Origin of the sequence: Burkholderia sp. AU31652 (assembly GCF_002223155.1) — a bacterium.
GTDB lineage: Bacteria > Pseudomonadota > Gammaproteobacteria > Burkholderiales > Burkholderiaceae > Burkholderia.
Genome location: NZ_NKFG01000003.1, coordinates 686,895 through 706,842 on the forward strand (window position 1 = coordinate 686,895; position 19,948 = coordinate 706,842).

The following is a 19,948-nucleotide window of genomic DNA, read 5'->3' on the forward strand; positions in this document are numbered from 1 at the left end:
GCGTGCGGGCGACAAGGAGGCGAGATGATCGTCCGTTGGTTGCTGGCTGCCGTTCACCTGAGTGCGTTCGGCGTCGCGTTTGCCGCGATTGCGGGGCGTAACCGCGCGTTGCGCCGGCTCATCGCGTCGGCGCAGGCGGCCGACTTGCCCGGCGTATTCAAGGCGGATGCCGCGTGGGGGCTATCGGCGCTCGTGCTGATCGCGACGGGCATAATGCGCGCGTTCGGCGGTTTCGAGAAAGGCGCCGCGTACTACCTGCACGAACCGCTCTTTCACCTGAAGATGACCGCGCTCGTGCTGATCCTGCTGCTCGAGGTCGTGCCGATGCTCGGGCTGATCCGGTGGCGCATCGCCGCGCGGCAGCAGCAGATGCCTGATCTCGGCCGTGCGCGCACCTATGTGCGGATCGGCCATTGGCAGGCGGTGCTCGTGATCGTCATCGTGTTCGCCGCGTCGGGGATGGCGCGGGGGATTGGGGCGGCCGGCTAGGCCTGGCCGGGTAGGTGCGGCCGGGTAGGGCCGGCCCCAGCTCGACCGGGCGACCCTGCCGCCCGGCCGCACCCGCGCTCAGCGCACGAGGCAGGGGCGCTTGTTGTTGAAGGTCCAGCCCGGAATCAAATACTGCATCGCCGCCGCGTCGTCACGGGCACCGAGCCCGTGCTGCTTGTACAACTCGTGCGCGACCGCGACGGCATCCATGTCGATATCGATGCCGAGCCCCGGCCGTTTCGGCACTTCCACCAGCCCGTTCTCGATCTTCAGCGGTTCGCGCGTCAGCCGCTCGCCGTCCTGCCAGATCCAGTGCGTGTCGATCGCGGTGACCTGGCCCGGCGCGGCGGCCGCGACGTGCGTGAACATCGCGAGCGACACGTCGAAATGGTTGTTCGAATGCGAGCCCCACGTGAGGCCCCAGTCGCGGCACATCTGCGCGACGCGCACCGAACCCTGCATCGTCCAGAAGTGCGGGTCGGCGAGCGGGATGTCGACGGCCTGCAACTGCACCGCTTGACCCATTTGCCGCCAGTCGGTCGCAATCATGTTGGTGGCGGTCGGTAGCCCCGTCGCGCGGCGGAATTCGGCCATCACCTCGCGGCCCGAGTAGCCGTTCTCCGCGCCGCACGGATCTTCCGCGTACGCGAGCACGTGATGCTGGTCGCGGCACAGCCGCACGGCCTCGTCGAGCGACCACGCACCGTTCGGGTCGAGCGTCACGCGCGCGTCGGGGAAGCGCTCGGCGAGCGCCGTCACGGCCTCGATCTCGCTCGCGCCTTCGAATACGCCGCCCTTCAGCTTGAAGTCGTTGAAGCCGTAGCGCGCATGCGCGGCCTCGGCCAGCCGCACGACGGCCTCGGGCGTCAGCGCGGCTTCGTCGCGCACGCGCGTCCAGTCGTCGGTCGCGCCGCTGCCGTCGCGGTAGGCGAGTGCGGTCTTCGTGCGATCGCCGATGTAGAACAGGTAGCCGAGCATTTCGACGCGCTCGCGTTGCTGGCCCTCGCCGAGCAGCGCGGCGACCGGCACGCCGAGATGCTGGCCGAGCAGGTCGAGCAGCGCGGCTTCGAGCGCGGTGACCGCGTGGATCGTCGTGCGCAGGTCGAAGGTCTGCAGCCCGCGGCCGCTCGCGTCGCGGTCGGCGAAGGTGCGCCGCACGTCGTTGAGCACCGCGTGGTAATTGCCGACCGGCTGGCCGACGACGAGTGCGCGCGCATCGTCGAGCGTGCGTCGGATACTTTCGCCGCCCGGGACTTCGCCGACGCCGGTGCGGCCCGCGCTGTCCTTCAGGATCACGAGGTTGCGGGTGAAGAACGGGCCGTGTGCGCCGCTCAGGTTGAGCAGCATGCTGTCGTGGCCGGCGACCGGAATCGCTTGCAGGTCGACGATACGCGGCGTGTCGTGGGAGGGCGAGGCAGTGACGGCGTTCATGGGCGGCGATGGCGAAAGGGTGGGCAATGCCGTGCGGCAAAAGCTTTGCCGCGCGCGACGGGAGGTGCGATCATTCGACAACCGACATGCGCGGCGCGCAAGCCCCGCAGGTCGACGCAACCCGAAACGGGGTGGGAGCGACAACCTGACCAGCGGAGCGCAGAACGCGAACGCTGGCTGATCGTAAGACATGGGACCAGGCGGCGCAGGAGTGCTCGCTTGAGTCGACAGGAGATCCGTGTTTCGATCATCAGTCGTCGGATGACTTGTGACGCAGTATAATGAATCATCGGCTTTCGCTCAAACCCCGCGTAAACCCTCGGCTCACATTACGATCATTCAAAAAGGAACCGGCCTCATGTCCGTGCCTACGCTTCCCGCAGCGCCGCGCCGTCGCGCACGCAGCCTCGCACAAGATGTCGTCGACGCGCTGACCGCGCAGATCGAAAACGGCACGCTGCGTCCCGGCGACAAGCTGCCGACCGAAACCGAAGTCATGGCGGCGCAGGGGGTGAGCCGGACGGTCGTGCGCGAGGCGATCTCGCGGATGCAGGCGAGCGGCCTCATCGAGACGCGCCACGGCATCGGCAGCTTCGTGCTGGAGCCGTCGCGCCGCCAGACGCTCGGCATCGACCCGGCGACGATCACGACGCTGCGCGACGTGCTCGCGGTGCTGGAACTGCGCATCAGCCTCGAGAGCGAATGCGCGAGCCTGGCCGCGCAACGCGCGAACGATACCGACCTGGCCGCGCTGCGGCGCGCGCTCGACGCGATCGCATCGGGGGCGGGCGGCGGCCGCGACACGGCGCAGCTCGACTTCCAGTTCCACCTGCAGATCGCGCAGTCCACCGGCAACCGCTATTTCGTCGACATCATGACACAGCTCGGCACGTCGATCATTCCGCGCACGCGCGTGAATTCGGCCCGCTTTGCCGGCGACGATCTGGAGCGCTACGTCGGCCGGCTGAACCACGAGCACGAGGATATCTACGAGGCGATCGCGCGCCACGACCCGGAAGCGGCACGTGCGGCGATGCGCACGCACCTCACCAACAGCCGCGAACGGCTGCGCCGCGCGCACGAGGCGGCCGAAGCCGAGGCCGGCTGACGCACCGGGCGGCGCGGCCCACGGTGCCGCCGGCCGGTCGAATCGCCTCAACATCAGTCGTCATACAAGATCGATCTCCCTTCATCGATCGCCGAGGCCGGGCGGCGTTGCCGCCGCCGGCCGCCGGCACCGCCGATCAGCCTCCCTTCGTCGTGATCGTCTTCCACGCGCCGCTCTTCACCTGGTACAGCGTCGACATCCCGCTCTTCAGCGAGCCGTCGGTCGCGAACGAGATGCGGCCGGTCACGCCTTCGAAGTCGATCTTCTTCAGCGCCGGGCGATAGACCTTCGGGTCGGTCGAGCCGGCCGCCTGCATCGCCTTGATCGCCGCCCACGCCGCGTCGTAGCCGAACTGCGCGTACGACAGCACGTCGACGCCGAAGCGCTTCTTGAAGCGCGCCTCGAAATCCTTCCCTTGCGGCAACTCGTCGAGCGGCCGGCCGTATTCCCACGCCATCGCGCCTTCGGCGGCCGGGCCCGCGATCTTGATGAACTCGTTGTCCTTCACGCCGCCGCCGCCGACGAACTGCGCATTCAGCCCGAGCTGGCGCATTTGCTTGATGAAGTTCGCGGCGAGCGAATCGAGGCCGCCGAAGAAGATCAGGTCGGGATTCTTCGCCTTCAGGCTCGTGATCTGCGCGCGGAAGTCGACCGCCTGGTTGCTGGTGAATTCGCGGCCGATGAGGTTCCCGCCCGCCGCCTTCACGGCCTTCTCGAACTCGTCGGCCTCGCCCTGGCCGAACGCGGTGCGGTCGTCGATGATCGCGATGCGCTTCGCCTTCGTCACGTCGACCGCGTACTTGCCCGCGTTGCCCGCGTTCTGGCCGTCGGTCGCGATCACCATGAACATGTTCGCGAGCCCGCGCGCGGTGAGCGTCGGGTTGGTCGCCGCTGGATCGATCACCGGGATGCCGGCCTTGTCGTAGACGACCGATGCCGGAATCGTCGTCCCCGAGTTGAAGTGGCCGACCACGACCGACACGTTCTGGTCGACGAGCGCCTGCGCGGCCTGCACGCCGATGCGCGGGTCGGCTTGGTCGTCCTGCACGACGAGGTTGAAGTGGACAGGCTTGCCGGCGATCTGCACTTTCTGCGCGGCGGCATCGTCGAGCGCGAGCTGCACGCCGTTCTGCAGGTCCTTGCCGTAACCGGCGTTCACGCCGGTGAGCGGCGCGGCGAAGCCGACCTTCACGTCGGTCGTATCGGCGGCCTGGGCGGCCTGTTGCGAGAGGAGAGCAAGCGCGGATGCAATCGACACCGACAGCAGGGAATGACGGAATTTCATGTTGTTCCTCTTGTTCGACACCTGCGAGTGAGTACCGCATGCGCCCGGGCGGGCCGGACGCGTGCGACGGGCGGGCGGTTCGACCGCTTCTCGGAATCGGGCGGGGAGGTCGGCATCGTTATCCTCGGAAGAATCTCCCGTCAGGCTCTGCGAAGAAGCGCCCCGATCGCCTCGATATATAGGTCGCCGATATGCCGGGGTCTTGGCAATTCGCCGCGCATTCGGTGCGGATTTGCGCATAGCTTCCGCGCGTGCGGCGGCAGCCGGTATCGGGAGTTTCCCGTCGCGAACGGAGCGGGCGGAGAGGAGGGGGAGACAGGAAGGCGGCGCGGCCCGCCGGGGCCGCGCCGCGCACGCGACGCCGTCAGTCGGACAGGGCGTCCGATGCGGCTTCGGCATCGTCGTGCGATGCGTGCGTGCGGATCAGGGGATCACTGGTGCTCGGGCGGCCGGTTTCGACGTGCCCCGCGAAGCGGCGCAGGAAGCCGAGCAGGCGGCCGTCGCTGACGGTCAGGTCGTACCAGCCGTGGCTGCCGCGCAGATCCCAGTAGTCGTCGACCTGCTGGCCCGGTGCGAGGTCGAACGTGCGCGCGCGGCCGTGGCCGTACGCGTTCGTGACCTTGAGCCGCACGGCCTTGTGGCCGCGGTTCATCAGGCGCAGCGTGATGTTGCCGTTCGCGACGTCGTAGCCGTAGATCACCTCGGGGTTCACGTTCGCGCTGCCGACGCCGGTCGCGAACGGGCCGCGGAAATGGCAGTAGAAGCCGTTCGGGCCGTACACGTCGAGGTCGTACAGGCCGAGCGACGCCGCGGCGCTCCACGTGTCGGCGATCCGCTTGCCGGCTTCGACCGTGTACGCCCACGGGCCGTCGAGGCGATTGCGCGACTGCACCTGGAACGCGGCGCCTGCCCGGCCCGTGTTCGCGAAGGTCAGCCGGAACAGCCCGTTCACCGATTCGACGCGGCCGTGCACGAACAGCTCGTACGGCAGCGCGCGCGCCGGACGCAGCCCGGCCTCCTGCTTCGGCAGCTTCTGCAGCACCGGCGGCACGGGGATGTAGTCGGGATGGCGCAGGCGGTCGGGCGGCGCATAGCTGCTCGTATCCGGCAACGTCGGCCAGCCGGCATCGGCCGTGGCGAAATCGAACGCGGCGGTCAGGTCGCCGCACACCGCGCGGCGCCACGGCGAGATGTTGCCGGCCTTGACCGGGTATTGCGCGCCGAAACGTGCCTCGATGAATTGCAGCAGCGACGTGTGATCGTAGGTCTGCGAGCAGACCCAGCCGCCCTTCGTCCACGGCGACACGACGAGCATCGGCACGCGCGGCCCGAGCCCGTACGGGCCGGCCATGTGCGATGCGTCGCCGGGGAACACCTCGTTGGTCGTCGCGACCGTCGACAGCCCGTTGTCGCGCGACTGCGGCGCGAACGGCGGCTGCACGTGGTCGAAGAAGCCGTCGTTTTCGTCGTACGTGATGAAGAGCGCGGTCTTGCTCCATACCTCCGGGTTCGACACGAGCGCCTTCAGCACCTGCTCGATGTACCACGCGCCGTAGTTCGCCGGCCAGTTCGGGTGCTCGGAATACGCTTCCGGCGCGCAGATCCACGACACCTGCGGCAGCGTGCCGTTCTTCACGTCCTGCTGCAGGATGTCGAACAGCGTGCCGCCCGCGCTGATGTTGGTGCCGGTGCGCGCCTTGTCGTACAGCGGCGTGCCGGGCAGCGCGGTGCGGTACTGGTTGAAGTAGAGCAGCGAGTTGTCGCCGTAGTTGCCGATGTACGGGTTCTGCGTCCAGCCCCACGACCCGGTGGCGTTCAGGCCGGTGCCGACGTCCTGGTAGATCTTCCACGACACGCCGGCGTTCTCGAGCACTTCCGGATAGGTCGTCCAGCCGTAGCCCGCTTCCTCGTTGCCGAGCACGGGGCCACCGCCCGTGCCGTCGTTGCCGACGTAGCCCGTCCACATGTAGTAGCGGTTCGGGTCGGTCGAGCTCGGGATCGCGCAGTGGTACGCGTCGCAGATCGTGAACGCGTCGGCGAGCTGGTAGTGGAACGGGATGTCGTCGCGCTTCAGGTACGCCATCGTCGTGGTGCCCTTGTTCGGCACCCACTGGTCGTAGCGGCCCTTGTTCCAGGCGGCGTGCATGTCCTGCCAGCCGTGCGGCAGGTCCTGCAGGAACTGCAGGCCGAGCTTGTCCGCGCCCGGGTGGAACGGCAGCAGCTCGGCCGGGCCGACCGGCTGGTGGAACACCGACTTGCCGTTCGCGAGGCGCAGCGGACGCGGGTCACCGAAGCCGCGGACACCGCGCATCGTGCCGAAGTAGTGGTCGAACGAGCGGTTCTCCTGCATCAGGATCACGATGTGTTCGATATCGCGGATGGTGCCGGTGCGGCGGTTCGCAGGAATCGCAAGCGCATCGCGAATCACGGGGGGGAACAGGTTCAGCGCGGCGGCGCCGGCGGTGCCGGCAGCGACGCGCAGGAAGTCACGACGGTTCGATCGGGTCATGGTCGTTATCGTGCGGTAAAGGGGGGAGCCGATTGGCAGGACCTGCTGGAAGGGCGCGCCCGGGTCGCAGGATGCGGCTGCGCCGGGTGGTGCCGCCGCGAGCATAGCGAGAAATCGGTGTCATTCATGTGAAGTCCGGAAACGTTTGCATCCGCGTCGAAGCGATATCGAAGCGGCGTCGGGCGAATGTCGCCAGCGGTCGCGGTGCGGCAGGGATGAGGCGGGAAAGCGATGTGGCGCGGGATGCGCGCCGGTGAAGCGCAGGGCGATGCCGGCGTGTCAGGCGTCCGTGACCCACGCGCCGAACCATTCGCTCGGGCGCGCGATTTCGTCCTGCGCGGCGACGAGTTCGAGCTCGTAGCGGCGCGCATCGTAGGTGGCCTTCACGACCGCGTGCACGGCCGCGAGCGTGTGCTCGAATGCCGCGCGCACGGAGTCGCCGCGCAGCCGGCAGGCGACGAAAATCGCGCTGGTCAGGTCGCCGACGCCGACCGGATGGCGCGGAAACGCGTACAGGGGGCGCTGGCCGATCCACGCTTCGGTTTCGGTGACCGCGAGCATGTTGAAACGATCGGCGGGGCTGTTGCGGTCGTGCAGGTGCTTGACGAGGATGATCTGCGGGCCGCGACGGATCAGCGAGCGGCAGGCTTCGACGGCTTCGGCGACGGTTTCGATGCGCCGCCCGGCGAGCTTCTGCAGTTCGGTGTGGTTCGGCGACATGCCGTCCGCGAGCGCCGGCACCTCCTGGACCATGAATTCCTCGACGCCGGGCTCGGGCCGGATGCCGCCCGTCTGGCCCATCGCCGGATCGCAGAAGTACCACGCGTTCGGATTCATCGCCTTCACCGAGCGGACGATCTCGATAGCCGCACGCGCCTGCGGCGGCGAACCGAGGAAGCCGGACAGCACGGCGTCGCAGCGCTTGAGTGCGCCGATCGCCGCGATGCCGTCGACGAGCTGCTCCATCTTCGCGGCATCGATCGCGCTGCCGGCCCAGTGACCGTACTGCATGTGATTCGACAACTGGACGGTATTGAGCGGCCAGACGTTGACGCCGAGGCGCTGCATCGGGAACACGGCCGCACTGTTGCCGGCATGGCCGTAGATGACGTGCGACTGAATGCTGAGGACGTTTTTCATGGGAAGCGCCTGCACGCGTTTCAGGGTCACGTCACACGATACCCGAGTTCGTCGCGGGCGCGGAAGTCGCGCGGCGCCGGAGTGTTGCGCGCCGTCGTCAGCGCGACCGCGTAGAATCGCGGGGCGCGAGAACGGCCCGGCCGCCCGCGTGCGTCTCCAATCACCGTGATCGCCATGCTTTCGATTCGCAAGATGTTGTTTGCCGCGCGCGCCGCCGTGCTCGGCGCGGGTGTCGCCGTCGCGTGCGCCGTGCCTGCCATGGCGGCCGCCGCATCGCCCGCCGGCAACGACGGGCCCGTGTATGGCCCGCGCCTGGAAGGGTTCGCCTATCCGGCGCCCGTGCATCTCTACACGTTCGTGTCGCAGCGCGAAACCCTCGAGATGGCCTACCTCGATGTGCAGCCGGCCCACCCGAACGGCCGCACCGTCGTGCTGCTGCACGGGAAGAACTTCTGCGCGGCGACCTGGGAGGACACGATCGGCGTGCTGAGCCGCGCCGGCTATCGCGTGATCGCGCCGGACCAGATCGGTTTCTGCAAGTCGTCGAAGCCCGATCGTTACCAGTACAGCTTCCAGCAGCTCGCACGCAATACGCATGCGCTGCTCGAATCGGTGGGGGTGAAGTCGGCGACGATCGTCGGCCACTCGACGGGCGGGATGCTCGCGATGCGCTACGCGCTGATGTATCCGAAGGCGACCGACCAGCTCGTGCTCGTGAACCCGATCGGCCTCGAGGACTGGAAGGCGCTCGGCGTGCCGCCGCTGCCGGTCGACTACTGGTATGCGCGCGAGCTGAAGACCACGGCCGACGGCATTCGCCGCTACGAGCAGGGCACGTACTACGCGGGCAAGTGGTCGCCGTCGTACGAGCGCTGGGTGCAGATGCTGGCCGGGATGTACCGTGGCGTCGGTCGCGACGCGGTCGCATGGAACTCCGCGCTGATCTACGACATGATCCTCACGCAACCGGTGATCTATGAACTCGGCGCGATCCGCGTGCCGACGCTGCTGATGATCGGCGACAAGGACACGACCGCGATCGGCAAGGACGTCTCGCCGCCCGACGTGCATGCGAAGCTCGGCCGCTACCCGGAACTCGCGAAGCGCACGCAGGCGGCGATCCCCGGCGCGCAGCTCGTCGAGTTCCCGGCGCTCGGCCACGCGCCGCAGATCCAGGATCCGGACGCGTTCCACAAGGCGCTGCTCGACGGGCTGGAGGCCGTGCACCCGCAGTGATGCGGGGCCGGCCGCAGGCGGCCCGGGCGCGCGCCGTCAGCGCGCTTCGCTCGCGAGCTCGTCGCGGATCTGCGCGGTCAATTCGAACGAGCGCAGCCGTGCCGCATGATCGTAGATCTGCGCGGTGACGATCAGCTCGTCGGCTCCCGTCTGCGCGATGCGGTCGCGCAGCTTGTCGCGCACCGTGTCGCGCGAGCCGACCGCCGCGAACGACAGCGAATGCGCAACGGTCGCGAGTTCGAGCTCGTTTGCCTCGAGCACGTCGACCGGCGGCGGCAGCTTGCCCGGCGTGCCGCGCCGCAGATTGATGAACTGCTGCTGCAGCGACGTGAACAGGCGCCGCGCCTCGTCGTCGGTATCGGCGACGAACACGTTGACGCCGACCATCGCATGCGGCTTCGGCCATGCGGCCGACGGCCGGTACTGCGCACGATAGATCTCGAGCGCGCGCATCAGGTAATCCGGCGCGAAGTGCGACGCGAACGCGAACGGCAGCCCGAGCATCGCGGCGAGCTGGGCGCTGAACAGGCTCGAGCCGAGCAGCCACACGGGCACGTCGAGCCCTGCGCCGGGCACCGCGCGCACGCGCTGGCCGGGCACCGGCTCCGCGAAGTAGCGCTGCAGCTCGGCGACATCATCCGGAAACGAGTCGGCGCTGCCGATCAGGTCGCGGCGCAGCGCGCGCGACGTGGTCTGGTCGGTGCCGGGCGCGCGGCCGAGGCCGAGGTCGATGCGCCCCGGATACAGCGACGCGAGCGTGCCGAACTGCTCGGCGATCACCAGCGGCGCGTGGTTCGGCAGCATGATGCCGCCCGACCCGACCCGGATCGTCCGCGTGGCGCCCGCGACATGGCCGATCACGACGGCCGTTGCCGCGCTCGCGATGCCGGGCATGTTGTGATGCTCGGCGAGCCAGTAGCGCTGGTAACCCCAGCGCTCCGCGTGCTGCGCGAGATCGACGGTGTTGCGGAATGCCTGGGAGGCGTCGGCGCCGGCCGGAATGGGGGCGAGATCGAGTACGGAAAACGGAGTCATCGGATGGCCTTCGAAAGGGGCGCGCGCGGTGATGCGCTGACGCAACAAATGCCAAGGATTTTGCCAAAGGGTTCCGGAACGTGCTGGCGGCGGCCCGATACCCATGCGCGGTTCAGGGGTGCAGGGTCGAATTCGGCGGTCGTTGCAAAAATCAATCTAATCGCCGATTAATTACCGTTCTTTACGGCGATTGGATGTGAATCCGCATCGACGTACAAATTTGCACGAAACGTAGTCTTTTCAAGACTGCAATACGCCTGCAAACCGCTTACGCTAACGTGAACGCGGGTGCGCCCAAATGGTTCGCCGACTGCGCAGCTTTGCCGGAATTGCACCAGTCCGTTTCTCGTAGCGCCGAGCGCGGGGTGCCGCAGGCTGCTAAAATCCGGCGCCTACCCATGTTGTGCCGAAGGTAGCCATACGAATCTTCCCGCATCCCGTCCGGGCGTCGCGCGGAGATGCACCACGCGAAGCCGGGCATGGCCGTATCCGAAGGATGGGCCGAGCCTCCCTCATATACAGGCGCTGCTGGAACAAGGAGTCGGGTCGTGCCCGCGTTCGTCGTTGTCGGAATACCGAATCACGCGCAATCATGCTCAAGCGTTCTCCATGGCGTTCAGGTCGCCGGGAGGCGTCGCGCATGACGGCAACCGCAACGATGCTCGACTGGCTCCTGATCGTCTTCACGCTGGCCGCGGCCGGCTATGCGCTCGTCGCCGCGTTCGCACCGCGGCCGCGTACGCCGCGCACGGCCGTGCGCGACGGCTTCGAGCCGGTCAGCGTGCTCAAGCCGCTGTGCGGCGCGGAGCCGCACCTGTACGAAAACCTCGCGACGTTCTGTGAGCAGCGCCATCCGCGGTATGAAGTGCTGTTCGGCGTCGCGTCGGCGGCCGATCCGGCGATTGCCGTGGTCGAACGGCTGCGCGCCGATTATCCGGAGTGCGACATCACGCTCGTGATCGACGCGCGCGTGCACGGCAAGAACCTGAAGGTCAGCAACCTGATCAACCTCGCCGAGCGCGCGAAGTACGGCCGCATCGTGATCGCGGACAGCGACATCGCGGTGAAGCCCGACTATCTGGAGTGCGTGACGGCGCCGCTCGCCGACGTGTCGGTCGGTGTCGTCACGTGCCTGTATCATGCGCGCAGCGTCGGCGGGTTCTGGACGCGGATCGGCGCGCAGTTCGTCGACGCATGGTTCGCCCCGTCGGTCCGGATCACGCACCTCGGCCGCTCGAGCCGCTTCGGCTTCGGCGCGACGCTCGCGCTGACGCGCGACACGCTCGACCGGATCGGCGGCTTTCCCGCGCTGAAGGACGAACTGGCCGACGATTTCTGGCTGGGCGAGCTGCCGCGCCGGCTCGGGCGACGCACCGTGCTGTCGGAGGTCGAGGTCGCGACCGACGTGATCGAACCGTCGTTCGGGCCGCTGTGGCACCGCGAGACGCGCTGGCTGCGCACGATCCGTTCGCTGAACCCGGCCGGCTTCGCGTTCCTGTTCATTACGTTTACCGTGCCGTGGCTCGCGATCGGCGCGGCGCTCGCGCTGCGCCTCGACGGCACCTTCGCCGGCGCGCTGGCGGGCTGGGCGGCCGTGGTGGGCGCGTTCGGGCGGCTCGTGCTGCACGCCCGCGGTGAAGATGGCTGGCGCGCGTTCTGGCGCGACCTGCCGCTCGTCGCGGTGCGCGACACGCTGCTCGCGCTCGAGTGGCTCGCGGCCGTGTTCGGCACGCACGTGGTGTGGCGCGGCGCGAGGATGACGGTCGTCGGCGGCGAACGCGCGACGGCGGCGGTGGAAGCAGTGGACGGCCGCTAGGGCCGTTCCGACCGAACCCGGCCCGAGGGCCGAGACGCGCTGCGCGGCGAGGCCGCGCGGCGCGACATGACAGAGAGGCGGGCGCCGGCAGGGCGGCCCGCGGTTTTTTGACTGAATCGTTGTGACGAATCGAACTATGCAGGCTACCGGAGCATTCATGAAAACGCTGTTCTTGCAGGCCCCTTCGTATGACGGCTTCGACGGCGGAGCCGGGTCGCGCTATCAGGCGAAGCGCGAAATCCGTTCCTTCTGGTATCCGACGTGGCTCGCGCAGCCGGCCGCGCTCGTGCCGGGCAGCCGCGTCGTCGACGCACCGGCCGACGGCCTGTCGGTCGAGGAAACGCTGAAGATCGCCAACGACTACGACCTCGTGATCATCCACACGAGCACGCCGTCGTTCCCGACCGACGCGATGTTCGCGCAGGACCTGAAGAAGATGAAGCCGTCGATGCTGGTCGGCATGGTCGGCGCGAAGGTGATGGTCGATCCGCACAACTCGCTCACGGCGAGTGACGCAATCGACTTCGTGTGCCGCGAGGAATTCGACTACACCTGCAAGGAAATCGCCGAAGGCAAGCCGTTCCCCGAGATCAAGGGCTTGAGCTGGCGCGCGAAGGACGGCTCGATCGAGCACAACGAAGCGCGTCCGATCCTCGAGAACATGGACGAACTGCCGTTCGTCGCGCCCGTCTACAAGCGCGACCTGAAGATCGACAACTACTTCATCGGCTACCTCAACTATCCGTACGTGTCGATCTACACGGGCCGCGGCTGCAAGTCGCGCTGCACCTTCTGCCTGTGGCCGCAGACGGTCAGCGGCCATCGCTACCGCACGCGCTCGGTCGAGAACGTGCTCGCGGAAGCGAAGTGGATCCGCGACAACATGCCGGAAGTGAAGGAACTGATGTTCGACGACGACACCTTCACCGACGACCTGCCGCGCGCTGAAGCCATCGCCATCGGCCTGGGCAAGCTCGGCATCACGTGGTCGTGCAACGCGAAGGCGAACGTGCCGTACAAGACGCTGAAGGTCATGAAGGAAAACGGCCTGCGCCTGCTGCTGGTCGGCTTCGAATCCGGCGACGACCAGATCCTCGTGAACATCAAGAAGGGCGTGCGCACCGATTTCGCGCGCCGCTTCAGCGCGGACTGCAAGAAGCTCGGCATCAAGATCCACGGCACCTTCATCCTCGGCCTGCCGGGCGAGACGCAGGAGACCATCAAGAAGACGATCGAGTACGCGAAGGAAATCAATCCGCACACGATCCAGGTCTCGCTCGCCGCACCGTATCCGGGCACGACGCTCTACAAGCAGGCCGTGGAAAACGGCTGGATGGAAGAGAACAAGACCATCAACCTGGTGAGCAAGGAAGGCGTGCAGCTCGCGGCGATCGGCTATGCGCACCTCTCGCGCGACGAGATCTATCACCATCTCGAGCAGTTCTATCGCCAGTTCTACTTCCGCCCGTCGAAGATCTGGGAGATCGTCCGCGAGATGCTGACGAGCTGGGACATGATGAAGCGCCGCCTGCGCGAAGGTGTCGAGTTCTTCCGCTTCCTGCGCGCACACGAGGCCTGATTCATGGCGACGCAGCCGGCGGCGCGGGCGCTGATCTTCACCGCGGACGACTTCGGGCTGCACCCGCGTGTCAACGCGGCGGTCGAGCGCGCGCACCGCGACGGCGTGCTGAATGCCGCCAGCCTGATGGTCGGCGCGCCCGCCGCGCACGATGCGATCGAGCGCGCGCGGCGGCTGCCGTCGCTCGCGGTCGGCCTGCATCTCGTCCTCGCGGACGGGCCGGCCACGCTGCCCGCACGTGAGATTCCCGCGCTCGTCGGCCCCGACGGGCGGTTCGGCGATGCGATGGCGAAGGACGGCTGCCGCTTCTTCTTCCTGCCGCACGTGCGGGCGCAGCTGCGCCGCGAGATTCGCGCGCAGTTCGACGCGTTCGCGGCGAGCGGCTTGCCGCTCGACCACGTGAACGCGCACAAGCATTTCCACCTGCATCCGACCGTCCTGTCGCTGATCATCGAGATCGGCCGCGACTACGGGTTGCGCGCGGTGCGGCTGCCGTACGAGACGAGCGCGCCCGCGCTGCTCAAGCCGTGGATCGCGCTCGTGCGCGCGCGGCTCGACCGCGCGGGGCTCGCGCACAACGACTATGTGGTCGGCATCGAGCATACGGGCGCGATGGACGAGGCCGTGCTGCTCGATGCGCTCGCCAAGCTGCCGCCGGGTGTCGGCGAGATCTACTGCCATCCGGCCGAGGCCGGCGACGGCCCGATCACGCCGACGATGGCCGGCTACCGTCCGGCGGACGAACTCGATGCGCTGCTGTCGCCGCGCGTCGCGGCCGCATTGAAGGCGGCGGGCGTCGCGACCGGCGGCTTTGCCGACGTGTTCGGCCAGCCCGCCGCACGGCGCGCCGCGCCGGCGTCGCGCGCACCGGGAGCGCAGCCGTCATGACCAAGTGGATCAAATGGCTCGGCTGGCCGCTCGGCATCGGCATCCTGCTCGCGCTGGGGCTGCACGAAGGCATCGGCGACGTGTCGCAGATGCTCGCGCGCGCCGGTTATGCGTTGCTGTGGCTCGTGCCGTTTCATGCGCTGCCGCTGCTGCTCGACGCCTACGCGTGGCACCTGCTGCTCGACAAGCGCTCGTCGCTGCCCTTCCTGTGGTGGATCGCGACCGTGCGCGAGGCCGTGAACCGGCTGCTGCCGGTGGTCGGGATCGGCGGCGAGATCGTCGGCATCCGCCTCGCGCGCTGGCAGGTGCCCGACGCGAGCCGCGTGACGGCATCGGTGATCGTCGAGTTGCTCGTGACGATCGTCGTCCAGTATGCGTTCGCCGCGCTCGGTCTCGTGCTGCTGCTCGCGACGACGGACAGCATGGGCGGCGGCACGATCGGTCTCGCGTTGCTGCTCACGCTGCCGCTGCCGGTGCTCGGCGTCGTGCTGATGCGCCGTGGCGGCATCTTCCATGCGATCGAGCGTTTCGCGGGCCGCCTGCTCGGCGATTCGCACCGGCTGCTGCAGGGCGTCGACGGCAAGCGGCTCGACGCCGACATCGATGGGCTGATGTCGCGCACGGGCCTGCTGTTCAGCGCATTCTTCTGGCAGCTGGCCGGCTACGTGCTCGGCGCGCTCGAGATCTACTGGGCGCTCGCGCTGCTCGGCCATCCGGTGTCGATCGGCGGCGCGATCGCGATCGAGGCGATGGCGCAGGCCGTGCGCCATGCGGCATTCATGGTGCCGGGCGGCCTCGGCGTACAGGAGGCGACCGTCGTGCTGCTCGCGCAGATGTTCGGCGTCGACCGCGAGACGGCGCTGTCGCTCGCGCTGGTCAAGCGCGGCCGCGAGGTGCTGTTCGGCTGCCTGGCGCTCGGTTCGTGGCAACTGGCCGAACTCGTGCGCACGCGGCGCCGTATCGACGTGCCGCCGGCCGTGCCACGGGCGCCGCAAGCGACGAGCCGCACGACCCGGGCCGAGACTGAAACCGAAACGATGCATTGAACGCGAGACGGGCCGCGCGCCCGTCTCGCGCTTTTGGCGCTGCGCGGGTATCCTTGCCGCGTGTTTTCTCGACGCGCATTTCTTCCGATGAATTTCCGTTTCCGGCTGCTTCCCGTGACGATGCTGGCCGCCGCGCTGGCGCTGACCGGCTGCGACGACAAGCAAGGCAATCTCGACGTGCAACGTATCAGGGATTTCTTCAACGCGATCAAGCCCGCGCCGCTGCTGCTGAAGGGGCTGAAGGTCGGCGAATCGACCGAGGCCGACGTGCGCGGCACGATGGGCAAGCCCGAGACCGAGCGCGACTTCACCGACGGCTCGAAGCGGCTCGAATACCCGCGCGGCCCGATGGGCAACCAGACGTGGTTCGTCGATCTCGATGCGAACGGCCGCTACACGGGCGCGACGCAGGTGCTGACCGCCGAGAATTTCGCGAAGGTGCGCCCCGGGATGAACGAGGACGAGGTGCGGCGCCTGCTCGGCAAGCCCGGCGACATCGCGCAGTATCCGCTCAAGCCCGAGATCGTCTGGAGCTGGCGCTGGCTCGAGGACGGCGTCAACACCGACGCATTCTTCAACGTCCATTTCGGCCCGGACGGGCTTGTCTATACGACTTCGCGCTCCGACATCCTGAAGGGGCGATAGGCGTAGCCGCAGCCTCCTTCGGCGCTATATCGAAAAAGCGACCGGAAAATTGCAAAAAGTCCGCTTCCCCGCCGGTTATCCGGTTGTCAGGAAGCGGCTTTTTTCCTTTTGAAACAGCGGCGTACGCCGTGGTTGCAAATGATGGGACGGATTGTTGCGACGCAGCAATCACGCGCAAGGTGGTTTGAGGCAATCAATTTCGCTTGCGACTATCCGCGTCAGCCCGGCGCGGGACAGGCAGACGCGTCGGCATCCATTCCAACTCTGGAGACGCGCGTGTTCCTTTACGGCTTTGGTCCTGTCCTCTGGGCCGGCACCGTGCAGACCATCGAGCTGTCGGTGCTGTCGCTCGCCACTGCGGTGGCGCTGGGGCTGATCGGCGCGGTGGCGAAGCTGTCGCACAACCGGGTGCTGCGAGCGATCGCGACCGGCTATACGACGCTGATCCGCTCGGTGCCCGATCTCGTCCTGATGCTGCTGTTGTTCTACAGCATCCAGATCTGGCTGAACCAGTTCACCGACTTCGTCGGCTGGGACCAGATCGACATCGACCCGTTCGTGGCCGGCGTGCTGACGCTCGGCTTCATCTATGGCGCGTACTTCACCGAGACGTTCCGCGGTGCGTTCCTGTCGGTGCCGCGCGGCCAGCTCGAAGCCGGCGCGGCGTACGGGATGAGCGGCGCGCGCGTGTTCGCGCGGATCATGTTTCCGCAGATGATGCGCTTCGCGCTGCCGGGGATCGGGAACAACTGGCAGGTGCTCGTGAAGGCCACCGCGCTGGTGTCGATCATCGGCCTCGCGGACGTCGTGAAGGCCGCGCAGGACGCCGGCAAGAGCACGTTCAACATGTTCTTCTTCATCCTCGTCGCGGCGCTGATCTATCTCGCGATCACGACCGTTTCCAACCTCGTGCTGATCCAGCTCGAGAAGCGTTATTCCATGGGCGTGCGGCACGCAGATCTATGATCGAAATTCTCCAGGAATTCGGCCAGGCGTTCCTTTACTGGGACGGCCAGCGCCTCTCCGGCCTCGCGGTGACGCTGTGGCTGCTCGTCGCATCGATTTCGCTCGGCTTCGTATGCGCGGTGCCGCTCGCGGTTGCACGCGTGTCGAAGAACAAGTGGGTGTCGACGCCGGTGCGGTTCTACACGTACGTGTTCCGCGGCACGCCGCTCTACGTGCAGTTGCTGCTGCTGTACACGGGCATGTACAGCCTCGAGTTCGTGCGATCGCACTCGCTGCTCGACGCGTTCTTCCGCAGCGGCTTCAACTGCGCGATTCTCGCGTTCGCGCTGAATACCTGCGCGTACACCACGGAGATCTTCGCGGGTGCGATCCGCGCGATTCCGCACGGTGAAGTGGAGGCTGCACGGGCGTACGGGATGTCGCCGTTCACGATGTATCGCCGCGTGATCCTGCCGTCGGCGCTGCGCCGCGCGCTGCCGCTGTACAGCAACGAGGTGATCCTGATGCTGCACGCGACGACTGTCGCGTTCACCGCGACCGTGCCGGACATCCTGAAGGTCGCGCGTGACGCGAATTCCGCGACCTACATGGCGTTCCAGTCGTTCGGGATCGCCGCGCTGATCTATCTTGCGGTATCGTTCGCACTCGTCGCGGCGTTTCGCCGCGCGGAGCGCCACTGGCTTGCGTATCTCGCGGCCGCCCGTCATTGAATCACTTCGAGGAGAGCCAGTTGGCCGAGATCACTCAAACGAGCGCTGCCGCTTCCACCAAGCTTGCCGCGGTCGACATTCACAAGCGCTACGGTGACAACGAAGTGCTCAAGGGCGTGTCGCTGAACGCGAAGGCCGGCGACGTCATCAGCATCATCGGCGCGAGCGGCTCGGGCAAGAGCACGTTCCTGCGCTGCATCAACTTTCTCGAGCGGCCGAATGCGGGGCAGATCGTCGTCGACGGCGAGGCCGTGCGCACGAAGACCGACCGCGCCGGTGCGCTCGAAGTCGCCGATCACAAGCAGCTGCAGCGCATCCGCACGAAGCTCGCGATGGTGTTCCAGCACTTCAACCTCTGGGCGCACATGAACGTGCTCGAGAACGTGATGGAAGCGCCGGTGCACGTGCTCGGCATTTCGAAGAAGGAAGCCGAGGAGCGGGCGCGCGAGTACCTGGAGAAGGTCGGCTTGCCGCCGCGCGTCGAGAAGCAGTATCCGTCGCATCTTTCGGGCGGCCAGCAGCAGCGCGTGGCGATTGCACGGGCGCTGGCGATGCATCCGGACGTGATGCTGTTCGACGAGCCGACGTCGGCGCTCGACCCTGAGCTGGTGGGCGAAGTGCTGAAGGTGATGCAGAAGCTCGCCGAGGAAGGCCGCACGATGATCGTCGTCACGCACGAGATGGGTTTCGCGCGCAACGTGTCGAACCACGTGATGTTCCTGCATCAGGGGCGGACCGAGGAAGAGGGCGATCCGAAGGAAGTGCTGGTCCGCCCGCAGAGCGAGCGGCTGAAGCAGTTCCTGTCGGGCAGTCTCAAGTAACGCGACAGGGCAGGTTTCGACCGTGGTACCGGTGTCTCGTCCCGCAGGCGCCACCCGCACGACGCAGGTGGCGATCGTTGCATTGCCGCCCGTGTCGATGTCGGGCGTGGGTCCGATCGTCGATGCGCTGAATCTCGCGAACGAGATCGACGGGCGGCTGCTGTATCGCTGGCAGGTGTGTTCGTGGGACGGGCGGCCGGTGCCGCTCGCCGGCGGCGCGCAGTGGCATGCCGATGCGGCGTTCAACGATGCGATCGCGTGTGACTGGGTCATCGTCGTGTCGGAGCGGTTTCAGCAGTTTGCCGACTATCGGTTGTTTCTCGCGAGTCTCGCGAGGGTGGGGCAGCGCACGCCTGTCGTGACCGGCATTCATCATGGCGTTTGGTGGCTGGCCATGGCCGGGCAGCTTTCCGGGTATCGCGTGAGCGTGAACTGGGAGACGTATCAGCAGTTCGCCGAACAGTTCGAGCGGTCGATCGTCACGCAGCAGATCTTCGAGATCGATCGCGATCGGGCTACCTGTGCGGGTGGGCAAGCCACCGTTGACTTCATGCTGGCCATGATTGGCCGGGAACATGGGCCGGATCTCGCGGAAAGGATCGCCGATGCGCTCGGCGCCGGGACTTTGCGGAGCGGCGAGGAGCGGCAGCGGATTCCTTTTGTGACTGCGCCGGGCGAGCGGCATCCTCGGTTGAATGACGCTTTGCTTTTGATGGAAGCCAATGTCGAGGATCCGTTGACCACCGATGAAATCGCCGAGCTCGTTGGCGTGTCACGCCGGCAACTGGAACGGCTCTTTCGACAGTATCTCGGGGCGATGCCCTCCAAGTATTACCTCAATCTTCGGTTGCTCAAGGCTCGGACTCAGTTGCAGCGGACTAGCAAGTCGGTTGTTCAAGTTTCTCTCGCCTGTGGGTTCTCTTCTGCTGCGCACTTTTCTAACGCTTACCGCGAAAGGTTTGGAGTCACGCCTCGGGAGGATCGGCGAGCCTGGCTCGAGAAGCAGACCGGGGGCGGCGGCGAGCCTCGTGGGGGCGCGCTTGTCGAGCGCGGGGATAGGGGGTGATTTTGTTCTTTTGGTGGTTCGCTTGCGGTTTTCGTGAAGCACCTGCTGTCTTGTCGGTCTATTAGCGTCGCCCCTGCGCGGGGCGGCGGTTACTTTTCTTTGTCTTGCCAAAGAAAAGTAACCAAAAGAAAGGCGCTGTGAGAACGCATGACCTCCCGGTGCCGTAGTGCGCGGAGTG

General features: G+C 67.2%; 17 protein-coding genes. 12 read left to right on the forward strand and 5 right to left on the reverse strand.

Annotated features, from left to right (window positions below):
- The first annotated feature begins 24 nt into the window (after nucleotides 1-24).
- A complete protein-coding gene (locus CFB40_RS05960; RefSeq protein ID WP_089430792.1) occupies nucleotides 25-489 on the forward strand; it encodes a DUF2214 family protein in 465 nt (154 codons plus the stop codon).
- Between the two features lie 78 nt (nucleotides 490-567).
- Here CFB40_RS05960 and gudD read toward each other — a convergent pair whose 3' ends face one another.
- On the reverse strand, nucleotides 568-1,920 hold the full coding sequence (gene gudD, locus CFB40_RS05965) for a glucarate dehydratase (RefSeq protein ID WP_089430793.1): 1,353 nt from the start codon (nucleotides 1,918-1,920) through the stop codon (nucleotides 568-570).
- A 358-nt stretch (nucleotides 1,921-2,278) separates the two neighbouring features.
- On the opposite strand from gudD, the gene CFB40_RS05975 reads away from it, so the two are divergent.
- Entirely contained in the window at nucleotides 2,279-3,028 is a 750-nt protein-coding gene (locus tag CFB40_RS05975) for a FadR/GntR family transcriptional regulator (protein WP_069247513.1), read from the forward strand.
- A 136-nt stretch (nucleotides 3,029-3,164) separates the two neighbouring features.
- Here the strand turns inward: CFB40_RS05975 and CFB40_RS05980 are convergent, their stop codons facing one another.
- From CFB40_RS05980 to pdxY, 3 genes are all read right to left on the reverse strand, one after another.
- Complete coding sequence (locus CFB40_RS05980; protein ID WP_089430794.1) at nucleotides 3,165-4,313, reverse strand: branched-chain amino acid ABC transporter substrate-binding protein; 1,149 nt, start codon at nucleotides 4,311-4,313, stop codon at nucleotides 3,165-3,167.
- Nucleotides 4,314-4,677: 364 nt separating this feature from the next.
- Nucleotides 4,678-6,822: a phosphocholine-specific phospholipase C gene (locus CFB40_RS05985; protein WP_089430795.1), complete on the reverse strand. Its 2,145-nt coding sequence runs from the start codon at nucleotides 6,820-6,822 to the stop codon at nucleotides 4,678-4,680.
- A 279-nt stretch (nucleotides 6,823-7,101) separates the two neighbouring features.
- Entirely contained in the window at nucleotides 7,102-7,962 is an 861-nt protein-coding gene (pdxY, locus tag CFB40_RS05990) for a pyridoxal kinase PdxY (RefSeq protein ID WP_069249245.1), read from the reverse strand.
- A gap of 174 nt (nucleotides 7,963-8,136) precedes the next feature.
- Here pdxY and CFB40_RS05995 point away from each other — a divergent pair, with 174 nt between their 5' ends.
- On the forward strand, nucleotides 8,137-9,198 hold the full coding sequence (locus CFB40_RS05995) for an alpha/beta fold hydrolase (RefSeq protein ID WP_089430796.1): 1,062 nt from the start codon (nucleotides 8,137-8,139) through the stop codon (nucleotides 9,196-9,198).
- Nucleotides 9,199-9,234: 36 nt separating this feature from the next.
- Here CFB40_RS05995 and CFB40_RS06000 read toward each other — a convergent pair whose 3' ends face one another.
- Nucleotides 9,235-10,233 (reverse strand): LLM class flavin-dependent oxidoreductase, encoded by a 999-nt coding sequence (locus tag CFB40_RS06000; protein ID WP_089425872.1) that lies wholly within the window; start codon nucleotides 10,231-10,233, stop codon nucleotides 9,235-9,237.
- A gap of 640 nt (nucleotides 10,234-10,873) precedes the next feature.
- On the opposite strand from CFB40_RS06000, the gene hpnI reads away from it, so the two are divergent.
- The 9 genes from hpnI (at nucleotide 10,874) to CFB40_RS06045 (ending at nucleotide 19,770) form a co-directional block, all read left to right on the forward strand.
- Nucleotides 10,874-12,049, forward strand: a complete 1,176-nt coding sequence (hpnI, locus tag CFB40_RS06005) for a bacteriohopanetetrol glucosamine biosynthesis glycosyltransferase HpnI (RefSeq protein WP_089430797.1) — start codon at nucleotides 10,874-10,876, stop codon at nucleotides 12,047-12,049.
- A gap of 136 nt (nucleotides 12,050-12,185) precedes the next feature.
- Nucleotides 12,186-13,628, forward strand: a complete 1,443-nt coding sequence (gene hpnJ, locus CFB40_RS06010) for a hopanoid biosynthesis associated radical SAM protein HpnJ (protein ID WP_306426918.1) — start codon at nucleotides 12,186-12,188, stop codon at nucleotides 13,626-13,628.
- Nucleotides 13,629-13,631: 3 nt separating this feature from the next.
- Nucleotides 13,632-14,516 carry a hopanoid biosynthesis-associated protein HpnK gene (gene hpnK / locus CFB40_RS06015; protein WP_089424880.1) on the forward strand — a complete coding sequence of 295 codons (885 nt, stop codon included), beginning with the start codon at nucleotides 13,632-13,634 and terminating at the stop codon, nucleotides 14,514-14,516.
- Nucleotides 14,513-15,562 (forward strand): lysylphosphatidylglycerol synthase domain-containing protein, encoded by a 1,050-nt coding sequence (locus CFB40_RS06020; protein WP_089424881.1) that lies wholly within the window; start codon nucleotides 14,513-14,515, stop codon nucleotides 15,560-15,562. Before hpnK ends, CFB40_RS06020 begins: the two co-directional genes overlap by 4 nt.
- Before the next feature lie 87 nt (nucleotides 15,563-15,649).
- Nucleotides 15,650-16,207, forward strand: coding sequence for a hypothetical protein (locus CFB40_RS06025; RefSeq protein ID WP_011351454.1), 558 nt, complete (start codon nucleotides 15,650-15,652; stop codon nucleotides 16,205-16,207).
- A gap of 276 nt (nucleotides 16,208-16,483) precedes the next feature.
- On the forward strand, nucleotides 16,484-17,173 hold the full coding sequence (locus tag CFB40_RS06030; RefSeq protein WP_011351455.1) for an ABC transporter permease: 690 nt from the start codon (nucleotides 16,484-16,486) through the stop codon (nucleotides 17,171-17,173).
- A complete protein-coding gene (locus CFB40_RS06035; RefSeq protein WP_011351456.1) occupies nucleotides 17,170-17,883 on the forward strand; it encodes an ABC transporter permease in 714 nt (237 codons plus the stop codon). Before CFB40_RS06030 ends, CFB40_RS06035 begins: the two co-directional genes overlap by 4 nt.
- A 20-nt stretch (nucleotides 17,884-17,903) precedes the next feature.
- On the forward strand, nucleotides 17,904-18,704 hold the full coding sequence (locus CFB40_RS06040; RefSeq protein ID WP_039348269.1) for an ABC transporter ATP-binding protein: 801 nt from the start codon (nucleotides 17,904-17,906) through the stop codon (nucleotides 18,702-18,704).
- A 22-nt stretch (nucleotides 18,705-18,726) separates the two neighbouring features.
- Entirely contained in the window at nucleotides 18,727-19,770 is a 1,044-nt protein-coding gene (locus CFB40_RS06045) for a GlxA family transcriptional regulator (protein WP_089430798.1), read from the forward strand.
- Nucleotides 19,771-19,948 lie beyond the last annotated feature (178 nt).

What these genes read in the sequence shown, in the direction of transcription:
- CFB40_RS05980 (WP_089430794.1), bottom strand. Translation starts at nt 4,313, where the DNA reads ATGAAATTCCGTCATTCCCTGCTGTCGGTGTCGATTGCATCCGCGCTT.
- CFB40_RS05985 (WP_089430795.1), bottom strand. Translation starts at nt 6,822, where the DNA reads ATGACCCGATCGAACCGTCGTGACTTCCTGCGCGTCGCTGCCGGCACC.
- CFB40_RS05975 (WP_069247513.1), top strand. Translation starts at nt 2,279, where the DNA reads ATGTCCGTGCCTACGCTTCCCGCAGCGCCGCGCCGTCGCGCACGCAGC.
- hpnK (WP_089424880.1), top strand. Translation starts at nt 13,632, where the DNA reads ATGGCGACGCAGCCGGCGGCGCGGGCGCTGATCTTCACCGCGGACGAC.
- CFB40_RS06020 (WP_089424881.1), top strand. Translation starts at nt 14,513, where the DNA reads ATGACCAAGTGGATCAAATGGCTCGGCTGGCCGCTCGGCATCGGCATC.
- CFB40_RS06035 (WP_011351456.1), top strand. Translation starts at nt 17,170, where the DNA reads ATGATCGAAATTCTCCAGGAATTCGGCCAGGCGTTCCTTTACTGGGAC.
- pdxY (WP_069249245.1), bottom strand. Translation starts at nt 7,962, where the DNA reads ATGAAAAACGTCCTCAGCATTCAGTCGCACGTCATCTACGGCCATGCC.
- CFB40_RS06000 (WP_089425872.1), bottom strand. Translation starts at nt 10,233, where the DNA reads ATGACTCCGTTTTCCGTACTCGATCTCGCCCCCATTCCGGCCGGCGCC.
- CFB40_RS05960 (WP_089430792.1), top strand. Translation starts at nt 25, where the DNA reads ATGATCGTCCGTTGGTTGCTGGCTGCCGTTCACCTGAGTGCGTTCGGC.
- CFB40_RS06025 (WP_011351454.1), top strand. Translation starts at nt 15,650, where the DNA reads ATGAATTTCCGTTTCCGGCTGCTTCCCGTGACGATGCTGGCCGCCGCG.
- CFB40_RS05995 (WP_089430796.1), top strand. Translation starts at nt 8,137, where the DNA reads ATGCTTTCGATTCGCAAGATGTTGTTTGCCGCGCGCGCCGCCGTGCTC.
- gudD (WP_089430793.1), bottom strand. Translation starts at nt 1,920, where the DNA reads ATGAACGCCGTCACTGCCTCGCCCTCCCACGACACGCCGCGTATCGTC.
- hpnJ (WP_306426918.1), top strand. Translation starts at nt 12,186, where the DNA reads ATGCAGGCTACCGGAGCATTCATGAAAACGCTGTTCTTGCAGGCCCCT.
- hpnI (WP_089430797.1), top strand. Translation starts at nt 10,874, where the DNA reads ATGACGGCAACCGCAACGATGCTCGACTGGCTCCTGATCGTCTTCACG.